Raw genomic sequence first — 12783 nt, 5'->3', positions numbered from 1 at the left:
GGTCAAAGGACCTCCCCGCCGTCGCGGCAGCCGAAGTGGACTCCGTGGTGGATTGCGTCGGAGGCGCCGTCGCAGGAGCACTTCGCTCTCTTCTGGCGCACTCGGCCGCTGCCATCGCCATCTGGGACACCGACCTGCGTTGCACGTGGGTGAACGATGCACTCGAGCGCTGCGACGGCATCCCGCGGGCCGAGAGGCTGGGGCGTCCGCCCCAGGAGGCACTGGCGGGCGACGCGGCCGAACTGGCGACACTCGTGCGACGTGTCTTGAGCACGGGTGATGACGTGACCGGCGTCCAGTACCGTGTGGGAGCCCGCTCCGGCGTGCCGGAGGACCGGGCGTTCTCGGCATCGTTCTTCCGCCTGGACGACGCGCACGGGCACGCTCTGGGAGTGTGCCTCATCGTCGAGGAACGGTCGGCCCGGACCGGAGACGCCCTGGCCGTGATGAGCGAGGCCGGCGCCCGTATCGGGACCACGCTGGACATCATGCTCACCGCACAGGAACTGGCCGACTTCGCGGTCCCCGGGTTCGCCGACTACGTCACCGTGGACCTGACCGAGGCGGCGCGTCTGGGCGAGGAACCCCTGGAGCGCCACGGGCGGTCCCAGGGTCGCATTCCCACCTTCCAGCGTGCGGGCAGAGCGTCCATCCACACGGGCTCCCCGGAGTCCCTGTGGTCCCCGGGCGACGTGGTCTACGTCCCCGAGCCTTCTCCCTTCCTTCAGGTCCTGTCCTCTGGCCGTCCCTTCCTTCAGCCGGTCATGGACGTCTCCCGGGACACCTGGCTCGAGAACGACCCCTCCCGTGCCCAGAAGATCCGTGAGTACGGCATGCATTCGCTGCTGATCCTCCCCGTGCTCGCCCGAGGCATGCTCCTGGGAGTAGCGGTGTTCGTCAGGACGGACAATCCGGCGCCGTTCGACGAGAGCGATCAACTCCTGGCTGAGGAACTGGTGTCCAGGGCCGCGTTGAGCCTGGACAACGCGCGCCGGTACACCCGTGAGCGGAGGACCGCCCTGGCGTTGCAGCACAGCCTCCTGCCACGACGGGTGAACGGCGGGGCGGCCATGGACGTGGTGGCCCGGTACCTCCCCGCGGATGGCCAGGACACGGTCGGCGGCGACTGGTTCGACGTCATCGGCCTGCCTCGGGGCCGTCTGGCACTCGTGGTCGGCGACGTGGTCGGGCACGGCATCAACGCCGCCGCCACCATGGGCCGGCTACGCACCGCCGTGCGTACACTCGCCGAATTCGATCTTCCCCCCGGGGAAGTGCTGACCAGACTGGACCGCACATTCATTCGCCTGGTGGAGGACGACGAGGAGGCGGGGGAACCGGTGCCGTCCATGGGGGCCACCTGCGTGTACGTGATCTACGATCCCGCTGCCCGAACGTGTTCGGTGGCGCTGGCCGGGCACCCGCCGCCCGCCCTCGTCCAGCCCGACGGCAGCGTCGTGTTTCCCGACCTGCCGCTCGGCACGCCCCTCGGGATCGGCCTGTCGCCGTACGAGACGGCAGAGTTGGAACTCCCCGCGGAAAGCCTGCTGGCTCTCTACAGCGACGGACTCGTCGAGAAACGTGACCAGGACATCGATGTGGGGATGCAGCGGTTGCGCAAGGCCCTGGGGCAGCCCGGGCGGTCCCTCGATGCTCTGTCCCGGTCGGTGATCGGCTCCATGCCGACGGAAGTCCCCGACGACGACGTGACGCTCCTGCTGGCCCGGGGCCGTCCCTGAGCCAGGAGGCCGGGCTGACCGGTGCCGCGTGGACGATCCCGTCGAAGGCGCGGTTCGGGCACCCGTGTTCTAGGGTGTGGGAATACGGCACATGGGCACGCCGCACCTCCGGGTCGACCGGATCCGCCGCCGCTCCCACCGCGGCGTGGGCGTACCGGGTTCCGCGCGATGCCCCGGGCGTCACAGAGGCGCTCGTTGCCACCGAATCGGCGGAGAACGCGGAGCCGCCGCCATCCCCGCGCGTCAGATCGACACGGGTTTCGCAGACCGTCCGGCACAGCACTCTCCGGAGGCCGGGCGCGGTCAGTCCCGGGAGTACCCATGAGTCCGCACTTCACGTCACCCCGGCGTCCACCGGTCACGGGGGGGGGCTCCTCGCACCGAGCCACCGCTCACGTCGGCGTGCAGCGTGATCGGATCCGGCCCATGAGCGATCACTCCCCGCGGACACGGCGCCATGCGGGTTCTAGGACGGCGACGACGGACGCGGACGGGCGGACCCGAGGTTACGTAGGCACTCCGCCCTTGCCCAGCCGGCCTGCGCTGAGCGCGCCGGAGGCCGCCCATGCCGCGCCACCTCAGCCACCCGGCCGGGTACAGCCCATGGCCGGTCTGCGCGGACTGACCTTCCTGATTCCGCTGTTCCTCGTTTTGGCGTTCGGCCTCAGTGGGCCGGTCGAGTCCATGCGACTGCTCGCACCGCACACCGCCTTCGCCCTGCCCGCGGTGGCGGTCATCGCGTTCTGGTGGGAGGACTGGCCGGGGAGCACGCTGCGTGTCGGATGGTCGGGCCTGACCGACACGCTGCTCATCGCCGTCGCGGGTATCGGCTTCACATTCCTGGGACAGGGAATCGTCGCCGGTTTCGACGCCCAGGCCCTCTTCGCCGCGGAACCGGGTCCCGGGCACGTGCCGATCTTCCCTCACACGCTTCCCCTCGCAGCGTGCGTTTTCACCGTGCTCCTTCAGGTCACTCTGGTGTGCGAGGGATGGCCGCTGCGACGGCTCGGCCGTCTCGTGTCGGGCCTGGTGGCCCTGGCCGTCTCATGGGGAGCAGGGATTGCGGCCTATCTGCTCCTGGTGCACCTGCCGGAGGCGGTCGAGGGCCTGCGCGATCCTGGCGGCCCCATCACCTCCCTCGACTTCTCGGCCTGGCTCACCGCGGTCGGCGCGTCACAGATGATCTTCATGGTGGCGCTGCGCGGCTGGCCCTTCTCGAAGATCCGCCCCAGGGCCGTACGCCTGCTCGTCGCCAATGTCGCGGTGATCGGGTGCGGGTGGGCGAGCTACCTGGTCCTGCGCAACGTCCTTCAGACGCCGCCGAGGGAGCTGACTGCGGGCGCCGGTTGTGTGATCGCCTCGATCCTGCTCATGGCCATGCTCTTCGAAGCCTGGCCATGGACCCGTCTGACTCCCCTGCCCGGCCGATTCGGTGTGCTGATCACGTCTTTCGTCGTCGCGGCACTGATGTACTGGGCGCTCACCTCGTATGCGGGCACCGTGGACTGGGGCCGTGTTCCCGTTTCCGACTGGGTCGCCTACAGCGCCTTGAACGCCATCAGCCTCGGCGTCATCCTGCACGTGGCTGTCTGGAAGCGCTGGCCGGTGCTCACGGACACGGGCCCGCAGCCGCCCTCCGGGGCAGGGTCCTCGGTGCAGGTCTAGCCGGAGCCGGCCAGGGGTCGCCTCCTGTCCTCGTCCTGGTCGCGGACCATGTTCAACAGTGGCAGCATGAGAACGGAGCGGTGCCACTGAGCAGAGCGGTGCCACTGAGCCGGACGCGACGGGGATTCCTGTCGGATCGGCGGTCACAGGCGTCGGCAAGGCCACGGACAGTGGACCCGACAGCCTTGGTCCGAGCCGACGTTCCGCCCTCGCTGCAACCTTCGTACCGGCCGTGCGGGCACCCCCGCTCCTTTGCGGCGGCCGGCACGACGCCCTGGAAATCCCTGCCGAAAGGAGTCCAGGCCATGGACGTGGACATCACACTCCATGTGGACGGACAGGAGCACCGCCTCAGGGTGGACACCAGGACCACGCTGCTGGATGCTCTGCGGGAGCGGCTGGGCAACACCAGCCCCAAGAAGGGTTGTGACCACGGCCAGTGCGGTGCGTGCACCGTCCTCCTCGACGGAGAGCGCGCGGTGAGCTGTCTGGCCCTCGCCGTCGCCCACCAGGGCGCGGACGTGGTCACCGCGGCCGGTCTGGGTGACGGAGGGACGCCGCACCCCGTACAGGACGCCTTCGTTGCCCACGACGCGTTCCAGTGCGGGTACTGCACTCCCGGGCAGGTCGTCTCCGCCGTCGGGATGCTGGCCGAATCCGGTGCCGGCTGGCCGAGCGTGGTCAGCGAGGACCTCGTCGGTGACTCGATCGTCCTCGACGACGGCGAGATCGCCGAGCGCATGAGCGGCAACCTCTGCCGCTGCGCCGCGTACACCAACATACGGGCCGCCATCGCGGAGGCTGCGACATGATCCCGTTCCGTTACGAGAGGCCCGCCGACGTCACCGCCGCTGTCCAGGTCGTGGAACGGGAGCCGCGAGGCGCCTACCTGGCGGGCGGCACCAACCTCGTCGACCTGATGAAGCTGGAGGTCGCCCGCCCGGACGTCCTCGTCGACGTACGCCGTCTCACCTCGTCCACCATCGACGACCTCCCCGACGACGGCCTGCGCATCGGGGCCGCGGTCTCCAACAGCCACCTCGCGGCCGACCTCAGGATCCGACGGCTGTACCCCGTGCTGGCCCAGGCCGTCCTCGCCGGCGCCTCCGGACAACTGCGCAACATGGCCACGTGCGGCGGCAACCTGCTGCAGCGAACCCGATGCGTCTACTTCCAGAACCTGACCACACCCTGCAACAAGCGTGAGCCCGGCTCGGGCTGCTCCGCGATCGAGGGCCACAACCGCGATCACGCGATTCTCGGCACCTCACCGGAGTGCGTCGCCACGCACCCGTCCGACATGGCAGTCGCACTCACGGCCCTCGACGCCGTCGTCCAGGTCCGAGGGCCCGACGGAGAACGTGCCGTCCCCTTCGGGGAGTTCCATCGACTGCCCGGCGACACGCCCGACCGGGACACCGTGCTGGAGCACGGCGAGCTCGTCACCGCGATCGATCTTCCGTCCCTTCCGGTCGCCGCACGCTCCCGCTATCGCAAGATCCGTGACCGGGCGTCGTACGCCTTCGCGCTCGTCTCCGGCGCCGTCGCCCTCCATCTGGAGGACGGCACGGTACGCGACGTGCGCATTGCCCTGGGCGGGGTCGCTCATCGCCCGTGGCGCGCCGTCAGGGCCGAGGAGATGCTGCTCGGGACACCGCCGACCGAGGAGAACTTCAGGGCGGCCGCGGAAGCCGAACTCGCCGCGGCCCGGCCACTGTCGGGCAACGCCTTCAAGGTCCCGCTCGCAAGCAACCTCATCGTCGGCATGCTCGGGGAACTCGCGGAGGAGCAACGATGACCACCGCTCGAACTCCCTCCGTCGGGGCGCCGGTCAGCCGCGTCGACGGCCCGCGCAAGGTCCGCGGCGCCGTCCCCTACGCGTACGAACACGACGTCGACAACCCGGCCTACCTGGCTCTGGTGCTGTCCTCCGTCGCTCGCGGAACCGTCACCGCGGTCGATGACTCGGTGGCACTGGCGCAGCCCGGGGTACTGGCGGTCCTGACGCATGCCAACGCGATGAAGCTGGGCAACGACGACCCCGAACTCGCCGTGCTGCAGTCGGCCGACGTCTCCTGGCGCCGGCAGATCGTCGGCGCCGTGGTCGCGGAGACGTCCGAGGCCGCACAGCACGCGGCAGGTCTCGTCCGGGTCTCGTACGACGAGGCGCCCCACGACACCGTCATGCGCACGGACGAGGACGTTCTGGAGAGGCCGGGAAGCCATGTCGGCCTCTTCGGCACCGCCGAGGGGGAACTGAACAACGGGATGCCCAACGCCGACAGCGCGATGGGCGATGTCGAGGCCGCGCTCGCTCGAGCACCCGTGACCCTCGATGCCACTTACACGATGCCGCATCAGTTCCAGAGTCCGATGGAGCCGCACGCCGCCATCGCCGAATGGACGGCTGCGGACCGGGTCACCATCTACTGCAGCTCGCAGGGTGTCTCCGACGCACGGGTCGCGATCTCGCAGACTCTCGATCTCCCACTGGAGAACATCCGCCTCGTCTCTCCGCACGTCGGCGGTGCCTTCGGCTCGAAGACGTTCCCGCAGTCGTACGCCGTCGTGACCGCCATCGCGGCGAAGGTCGCGCAGCGGCCCGTCAAGCTTGCGCTGACCCGTCAGCAGATGTTCTTCCTGACGGGCTACCGGGCCCCCTCCAGCCACCGCATACAACTGGCAGCGGGGCAGGACGGACGTCTCACCGCCGTGGCCCACGACTCCGTGCAGCAGACGTCCCGGGCCAAGCAGTACGTGGAGCAGATCGCGGTCATCTCACGCACCATGTGGGCGGCCCCCAACCGCCGCACCACGCACCGCGTCGTACCGCTCGACGTGTCCGTTCCGACCATCATGCGCGGCCCCGGCGAAACGCAGGGTTCGTTCGCACTGGAGTCCGCCATGGACGAGATGGCCCTGCGGCTCGGCATGGATCCGATCGAGTTCAGGGTCCTGAACGAGCCGTCGGCTCACCCCGAGTCCGGCAAGCCGTTCTCCAGCCGGCGCTTGGTCGACTGCTTGCGCGAGGGTGCGCGGATCGTCGGCTGGGACCGCCGTGACCCGACGCCGAGGGCCCGGCGCGAGAACGGCTGGCTCGTCGGCACCGGAGTGGCGGCCGGCGAGCACGTGGCGCCCCAACTGCCCGGCAACGCCACCAGGATTCAGGTGGACGGGTACGGCCGGTACACCGTGTCGATCGCAGCGGCGGACATCGGCACAGGCACGTGGACCTCGCTCACCCAGATCGCCGCGGACGCGCTGAGCGTGGGCATCGACGCGGTGACCCTTCAGATCGGCGACACCGAGCTGCCGCCCGCTTCGTCGGCCGGTTTCTCGTCCGGAACGAGCAGCTGGGGGGCTTCGATCCACGCGGCCGCCCGCGAGGTCCGGCGCGTCATCGACGAGGAACACGCTGGGACGATTCCCTCCGGCGGACTGGACATCACGGTGGAAGCCCCGGTGAACCCCTACAGCGCCCACTACGAAATGTATTCGTTCGCCGCCCAGTTCGCGGAGGTACGGGTCCACGAGGAGACCGGCACGGTGCGCGTGCCACGCCTGGTCGGTGTGTTCGACGTGGGGCGCGTGATCAATCCGAAGACGGCCCGGTCGCAGTTGACCGGCGGGATGATCCAGGGCATCTCGATGGCCCTGCACGAGGCGGGAGTCATGGACCCACGCTTCGGACAGGTCGTCAACAGCGACTTCGCCGGCTACCACGTCGCCGCGAACGCGGATGTCGGCTCCGTCGAGGCCCACTGGATCGACGCCGCCGACCCCTACACCAACCCGATGGGTTCGAAGGGAGTCGGCGAGGTGTGCGTCGTCGGTGTGGCCGCAGCCATCGCGAACGCCGTCCATCACGCCACCGGTGTCCGCATCCGCGATCTGCCGATCACCCTGGACAAGTTGTTGTCCTGAGGGCGTTCGTCCACTGGTTCGGGGCTGCCCTCGGTGTCCTCCGCCTTCCAGCAGTGCTCAGGCCCCGGGACACAGAGTCGCCACGGCTGTGCGGCACAGCAAGTGCTCAGCCTGTCCCCACGTCAGGCCTTGGTCCACGACCAGCGAACGCCATCCCGAAGGGCCGAACCACATCCACAGCAGGGCCGCGGTGTCCTCCACCGAGTACGAGGGAGCTCCGCACAGACCGTGCAGGTGGTGCGCGGCCCGGCTCAGGGCTTCGAGGTAGGAGTCGGTGGCCCGCTCCCACAGTTCCCCGGCGTTCTCATGGACCGGAAGGGCCAGCCGGATCGCCTCCCACACGGGGAACTGGCCTTCGTTGCCGAGGCGCGTCCCACGGGCCAGAACCCGTAGGACCTCGTGCGGGGAGTCGAGGGCGACGACCTCACCGATCACGGCCTCGGCCCGGGACGCGTCGATCCCCCGTTCGACGATGTTGTTCAGGATGTCGGTCTTGCTCCCCACGCTGGCGAAGACGGTCTTGACGGAAACGCCGGCCGTCGCGGCGATGTCCGCGACCGTCACCCGGCCGTAGCCGCGCTCGGCGAAGAGACGCGTGGAGCTGTCCAGGATCAGGGACCTGGTGCGAGCCGCGGCCTGCTGTCGCAGAGGCGAACTGTACGAGCGCTTGGTCGGCATGGCACGCATTCTAGCGATATGACCTGTACCATGAAGGAAATGATTAGGTTCATCACTACCTCAATATGGGGGCGTAGCAGTGCACACGCAATCGGATGAGCCGGCACGCGCGTTGTTCACCGTGCTGGAGACCGGGGACGCCTCCCTGGCCAGAGAGGTCGTGGCACCGGATTTCACGAACCGGGAGTCGGCGGTCGCGCCATCGGCCTGTTCTCTGAGCGGACCCGCCGGTGTGCTGGCCTCGAGCGCCTGGATGCGCTCCGCCTTCGACGACTTGCACTTCCACATACTCGAGACGGCCTGCAACGCCACGCAGGTCTGGGTGCGACTGAGGATGCAGGGCCTCCACACCGGGCCCTTCGTCCGTTACCGGGGCGGTGCGCTGGACCAGGCGATACCACCCACTGGAAAACGGATCGACTTCGAGCAGATCCACGTGCTGACCCTTGCCGGGAACAAGGTGATCGGTCACGAGGCGGTTCGTGACGACGTCACCATGCTGGGTCAGCTGGGCGCCTTCCCGCCTCGGCCGGCCGTCGTACTACGCATGCTGGTCTGGAACGTGACGGGACAGTCCAAGCGTGCGGCGCGCGGGGTCTCCGACCGTGCGGCGCGGGCGTCGACGGCCCACCCCGACGGCGACTGAGCGCGCCGTCGGCGACGCCCCGGCCGGACCGGGCGGCCCTCGACGCTCAGGCCAGTTTGAGCAGCAGTTCGCTGAGCTCGCCCGGCATGGTGATCATGCAGTCGTGGCCGGTCGTCAGCTCCCAGACCTGCGCGGCCTCGCCGTTGGGCTGTATCGGCGGGACGGGTCGACGAACGATCCCGGCGGGCCGGGTGCCCACATTGTGGATGTGGGTGCGCGGGATCGCGTTCACGGCCGGATTGTCCAGCCGCACCGGCTGCTGAAGGCAGCGCACCGGCTGGTCCGCGAGCATTCCGCGCAGCCAGGCGACGTCAGCCGGGTCGGTGACCCCGAACAGGCCGACCGGCGCGGGCTGCTCGGGCAGCGGCGGCACGCGCCAGCCGCTCTCGGACTGCTCGGCGAGCTCGATCAGCCGCCGTGTCATGGGCTGGACGTCGACGGCGGACTCGCCGTCCTCCGGGACCATGGCGTCGAGGTAGACGAGGTGAGCGACCCGTTCCGGAACCCGGTTCGCCGCGGAGGAGATCACCAGTCCCGCGTAGCTGTGGCCGACGAGCACGACGTCGTCGAGGCGCTCCTCGGTGATCAGCCCGACCACGTCGTCGACGTGCGTGTCGAGCCCCACGTCGGGCCCCGCGAGGTCCACCTTGTCGCCGTAGCCGGTCAGGGACGGCGCGAACACCCGGTGTCCGGCCGCTTCCAGCAGCGGCACCACCCGCTCCCAGCTCTGCCCGCTGTGCCAGGCGCCGTGCACCAGCAAAAACGTGGTCATGACCGCATCAGCCTTTCCGGTTACCATTAGTGCCTCGGTACTGTTTTTCGACTGAGCACATCCTGGAACATCCGAACCAGATGCGGCAATAAGGCACTTTTCAGTGCCTCGGTTCTCTGGAGGTAACCATGGACGCAGGGCTCGGCGGCCCCCGGCCGACAGCGTCTGCCGGCGACGCGTGCCGGACCCGGGTGGTGCTCGACATCGTCGGGGACAAGTGGTCACTGCTGGTCGTGCGCAACCTCAGGCACGGACCGCGCCGTTTCACCGAACTCAAGCGAGCCGTCGACGGAATCAGCCAGCGCATGCTCACCGTGACGCTGCGCAGCCTTGAGCGCGACGGGATCGTCACCCGTACCGTCCGCGACGTCATGCCGCCGCATGTCGACTACGAGCTCACCGAGATGGGCGTCACCCTGCGCGAGGCCACCGCGCCCCTGCTCGACTGGAGCATCGCCCACCTCGCCCGGATCGACGACGCCCGCGCCGCCTACGACGCCCGCACGCACACGGCGCCGGTCACGTAGCGTCGTCCTGGAATTCGTCCAGGAGCCCCGCGTCGTACGCCAGCAGGGCGATCTGGACCCGGTTGTCGAGGTCGAGCCTGGCCAGGATGCGGGAGACGTGGGCCTTGACCGTGGCGACGCTCATGAAGAGGTGGGACGCGATGTCGGCGTTGGCCATGCCGCGGCCGACCGCGACGGCGACCTCGCGCTCGCGGTCGTTGAGGGTCTCCACGCGGGCACGCGCGCGCGTGCGGCGTGCGTGACGCGCGTCGGGGGCGGCACCGGCCGCCTGCTCCATCAGCCGTCGGGTCACGGCGGGCGACAGGACGGGGTCGCCGGCCGCGACCCTGCGTACCGCGTCGAGGATCTCCGCGGGCGGCGTGTCCTTGAGGACGAACCCGGCGGCTCCGGCGCGCAGGGCCCGCAGCACCTGTTCGTCGGCGTGGAAGGTGGTGAGCACGACGACCTGGGGCGCGTCCGCGCGGCTCCGCAGCCGTTCGGTCGCCGTGAGGCCGTCCGTCCCCGGCATCCGGATGTCCATGAGGACGACGTCCGGGCGGGTGCGGTCGACGAGCTCCCCGACCTCGTCACCGTCGGCGGCCTCACCGACGATCTCCACGTCCTCGGCGCCGCCCAGCATGAGGGACAGCCCGGCCCGCACCAGCGGGTCGTCGTCGACGAGGAGCAGTCTGATCGCAGTCATGCGTCCTACGTAATCACGGTCGTCACCGGCCGCCCGGGGGAGGCTCAGCCCCACGGCAGTCTCGCCCGTACTTCGAAGCCGCCCCCGGGTGTCGGCCCGTGCTCCAGGGTGCCGCCCGCGAGCGTCGCCCGCTCGGTCAGCCCGATCAGCCCCTGCCCGGAGCCGGGTACGTGGGGCACCTCTCCGCGGGGCGGGGCGTTGCGCACCGACAGGGCGAGTCCGTCGCCCGGTGCCCCGGTGACCGAGACGGTGACCTCGGTGCCGGGCGCGTGCTTGCGCGCGTTGGTCAGCGCCTCCTGGGCGATGCGGTACGCGGTGCGGCCGACGGCGGCGGGGACCGTGCCGGGGTCGGGCACGCGCTCCGCGAGGGTGACCTTCATGCCTGCCTGGCGGGACTCGGCGACCAGCGCGTCGAGGGCCGCGAGCGTGGGCTGGGGGCGGCCCGCGTCGTCGGAGTCCGCCGCCCGCAGCACGCCGATGATCTGTCGCAGGTCCTGGAGGGCCTCGTGGGCGCTCTCCCGGATGACGCCCGCCGCCCGCGCGACCTCCTCCCGGGGTGCGTCGGGCCGGAACTCCAGGGCGCCCGCGTGCACGCTGAGCAGCGTCAGCCGGTGGGCGAGGACGTCGTGCATCTCGCGGGCGATGGCCTCGCGGGCCAGCCGCTGCGCCTGCTCGGCCCGCAGCCGCGCCTCGGCCTCGGCGTGCCGGGCCCGGTCGCGCAGGCTGAGCAGGAGCTGGCGCTTGGAGCGGACGAGCATGCCCCAGCCGAGCACCGTGACGGCGAGCAGGAAGGCGATGGCGAGCGAGGCGAGGAAGGGCAGCCCGGGCTCCGGACGCATCCAGTAGTACAGGGGCGTCACGGCCAGACTCGCGCCGCCGATCCAGGCCACGTACCGGAAGGGCCGGTGCACGGCGAGCGTGAACAGGGCGGCGAGGACGGCGCCGCCCGCGGTGGCCGAGACCAGGGAGACGGGCACCATCGCCACGGCCAGGCCGACCGGCCAGCGTCGCCGGAGCCAGACGGCGGCGCAGGCCAGGGCGCCGATCAGCTGGTCCGCGACGGCCATGGCGGGTGAGAGGTCCGGCTCCTGGTCCAGCGCGTCGGCGGCCAGCAGTCCGATGGTGACCGCGAGCAGGAAGCAGGCGAAGTCGACGACCCAGTCGCGTGCGGTGCGCCGGGGCCGGCCGCCGGGCCGCCGGGGTTCCGGGTAGAGGTCCTCGACCAGCGCCGCCGGCAGTACCCAGCGCCGCTTGGCGAAGGCCGGGGGCATCGCAGCCTGCTTGTCATTCTTCACAGTCGACAAATCTACGCAGCGATGACGGCCGGGACGGCCGGGTGAGGGGGATCGCCGACCATAGTCGCGCGAGCGGCGACTTTCGGCGCGTCCGGGTCCGCGGCACGACGCCTTCCGTCGGACAGGGCTCGCCCCGCGGCCGATGCGTGTGGGGGGACCGCGGGGCGAGAGTCGGGCTCATGAAGCAATTGCTGGAGTTCCTGGGCTTCGTCGCCGTGGTGCAAGGAGGGATGGGCCTGGTGCACGAGTTCACCGACTGGCACATCGGTCTGGTGCAGAAGGTCGGTTTCCTCGACGGCTACGAGGTCTACGCGAGCGTCGCGCTGCTGGCTCTCGGCGGCGCGCTGTTCGCCGCCGCCGAGAGCCGCAAGTCCGGGTGAGTTCCGGGTGAGTGGGGCATCCGGACTCGGCCGGCCGGGCCTCAGCAGCCGTAGTCGACGAGGTCGAACGACGCGTAGTGGTCGGCCGTGTAGTAGTCCTCCTGGTTCTCCTCACCGGTGACGATCCGGCGGGCGCCGCGCGTGTCGGAGCCCGGGGTGATCACCGTGTACTCGTGGTAGTACCCGGAGGACTGGCCGGGCAGGATGCCCTCCCGGTTCTGGAAGACCGTCCCGTCCTGCTCGAACGGATAGGGGCCGCCCTGCTCGATCAGGTCGAGCGTGTCGTGTGCCTGGGAGGGCAGGTCGCTGTAACAGATGTCGCCGACCGCCGCGGGGGCGGCGCCGGCCGTGGACGCGGAGACGGTGCCGCCCACGAGGAGGGCGGACAGGACTGCGGCTGCTGCGCCGAGCCGAGCGGCGCGTGGGGGGAATCGCATGAGCTCATGATGACGCGCGTAGACAGTGGCATGTCAAT

At 70.3% G+C, this 12783-nt stretch carries 13 protein-coding genes; 8 read left to right on the top strand and 5 right to left on the bottom strand.

The features are described from left to right. Positions 1-35: 35 nt before the first annotated feature. The 5 genes from ACZ7MF_RS32250 (at position 36) to ACZ7MF_RS32230 (ending at position 7328) form a co-directional block, all read left to right on the top strand. Positions 36-1739 carry a SpoIIE family protein phosphatase gene (locus ACZ7MF_RS32250; RefSeq protein ID WP_471481862.1) on the top strand — a complete coding sequence of 568 codons (1704 nt, stop codon included), beginning with the start codon at positions 36-38 and terminating at the stop codon, positions 1737-1739. A gap of 603 nt (positions 1740-2342) precedes the next feature. Continuing rightward, complete coding sequence (locus ACZ7MF_RS32245) at positions 2343-3404, top strand: hypothetical protein (RefSeq protein WP_471481794.1); 1062 nt, start codon at positions 2343-2345, stop codon at positions 3402-3404. A gap of 305 nt (positions 3405-3709) precedes the next feature. Beyond that, positions 3710-4216, top strand: a complete 507-nt coding sequence (locus ACZ7MF_RS32240) for a (2Fe-2S)-binding protein (RefSeq protein WP_471481793.1) — start codon at positions 3710-3712, stop codon at positions 4214-4216. After that, a complete protein-coding gene (locus tag ACZ7MF_RS32235) occupies positions 4213-5202 on the top strand; it encodes an FAD binding domain-containing protein (RefSeq protein ID WP_471481792.1) in 990 nt (329 codons plus the stop codon). Before ACZ7MF_RS32240 ends, ACZ7MF_RS32235 begins: the two co-directional genes overlap by 4 nt. Then, entirely contained in the window at positions 5199-7328 is a 2130-nt protein-coding gene (locus tag ACZ7MF_RS32230; RefSeq protein WP_471481791.1) for a xanthine dehydrogenase family protein molybdopterin-binding subunit, read from the top strand. The genes ACZ7MF_RS32235 and ACZ7MF_RS32230 overlap by 4 nt, the downstream gene beginning before the upstream one ends. 57 nt (positions 7329-7385) lie before the next feature. Here the strand turns inward: ACZ7MF_RS32230 and ACZ7MF_RS32225 are convergent, their stop codons facing one another. Then, positions 7386-8006 (bottom strand): TetR/AcrR family transcriptional regulator, encoded by a 621-nt coding sequence (locus ACZ7MF_RS32225; RefSeq protein WP_471481790.1) that lies wholly within the window; start codon positions 8004-8006, stop codon positions 7386-7388. Positions 8007-8085: 79 nt separating this feature from the next. Between ACZ7MF_RS32225 and ACZ7MF_RS32220 the strand changes: the two genes are divergently transcribed. After that, on the top strand, positions 8086-8652 hold the full coding sequence (locus tag ACZ7MF_RS32220) for an ester cyclase (protein WP_471481789.1): 567 nt from the start codon (positions 8086-8088) through the stop codon (positions 8650-8652). A 46-nt stretch (positions 8653-8698) separates the two neighbouring features. Here ACZ7MF_RS32220 and ACZ7MF_RS32215 read toward each other — a convergent pair whose 3' ends face one another. Beyond that, positions 8699-9424 (bottom strand): alpha/beta fold hydrolase, encoded by a 726-nt coding sequence (locus tag ACZ7MF_RS32215; protein ID WP_471481788.1) that lies wholly within the window; start codon positions 9422-9424, stop codon positions 8699-8701. A gap of 128 nt (positions 9425-9552) precedes the next feature. Between ACZ7MF_RS32215 and ACZ7MF_RS32210 the strand changes: the two genes are divergently transcribed. Further along, complete coding sequence (locus ACZ7MF_RS32210) at positions 9553-9951, top strand: winged helix-turn-helix transcriptional regulator (protein ID WP_471481787.1); 399 nt, start codon at positions 9553-9555, stop codon at positions 9949-9951. Here ACZ7MF_RS32210 and ACZ7MF_RS32205 read toward each other — a convergent pair. Both ACZ7MF_RS32205 and ACZ7MF_RS32200 read right to left on the bottom strand, forming a co-directional pair. Then, positions 9944-10633: a response regulator transcription factor gene (locus tag ACZ7MF_RS32205; protein WP_471481786.1), complete on the bottom strand. Its 690-nt coding sequence runs from the start codon at positions 10631-10633 to the stop codon at positions 9944-9946. The two genes, ACZ7MF_RS32210 and ACZ7MF_RS32205, sit on opposite strands and share 8 nt — an antisense overlap. A 44-nt stretch (positions 10634-10677) precedes the next feature. Beyond that, positions 10678-11904 carry a sensor histidine kinase gene (locus ACZ7MF_RS32200; protein ID WP_471481861.1) on the bottom strand — a complete coding sequence of 409 codons (1227 nt, stop codon included), beginning with the start codon at positions 11902-11904 and terminating at the stop codon, positions 10678-10680. Positions 11905-12107: 203 nt separating this feature from the next. Here ACZ7MF_RS32200 and ACZ7MF_RS32195 point away from each other — a divergent pair, with 203 nt between their 5' ends. Beyond that, entirely contained in the window at positions 12108-12308 is a 201-nt protein-coding gene (locus ACZ7MF_RS32195) for a hypothetical protein (protein WP_471481785.1), read from the top strand. Positions 12309-12349: 41 nt separating this feature from the next. On the opposite strand, the gene ACZ7MF_RS32190 is transcribed toward ACZ7MF_RS32195, so the two are convergent. Then, a complete protein-coding gene (locus tag ACZ7MF_RS32190) occupies positions 12350-12745 on the bottom strand; it encodes a guanyl-specific ribonuclease (RefSeq protein WP_471481784.1) in 396 nt (131 codons plus the stop codon). Positions 12746-12783: the final 38 nt, after the last annotated feature.

It is taken from the genome of Streptomyces sp. NPDC111628 (assembly GCF_055635195.1).
Note: the sequence above shows the minus strand (reverse complement) of the source record. Positions and strands in the feature narration are given on the sequence as shown.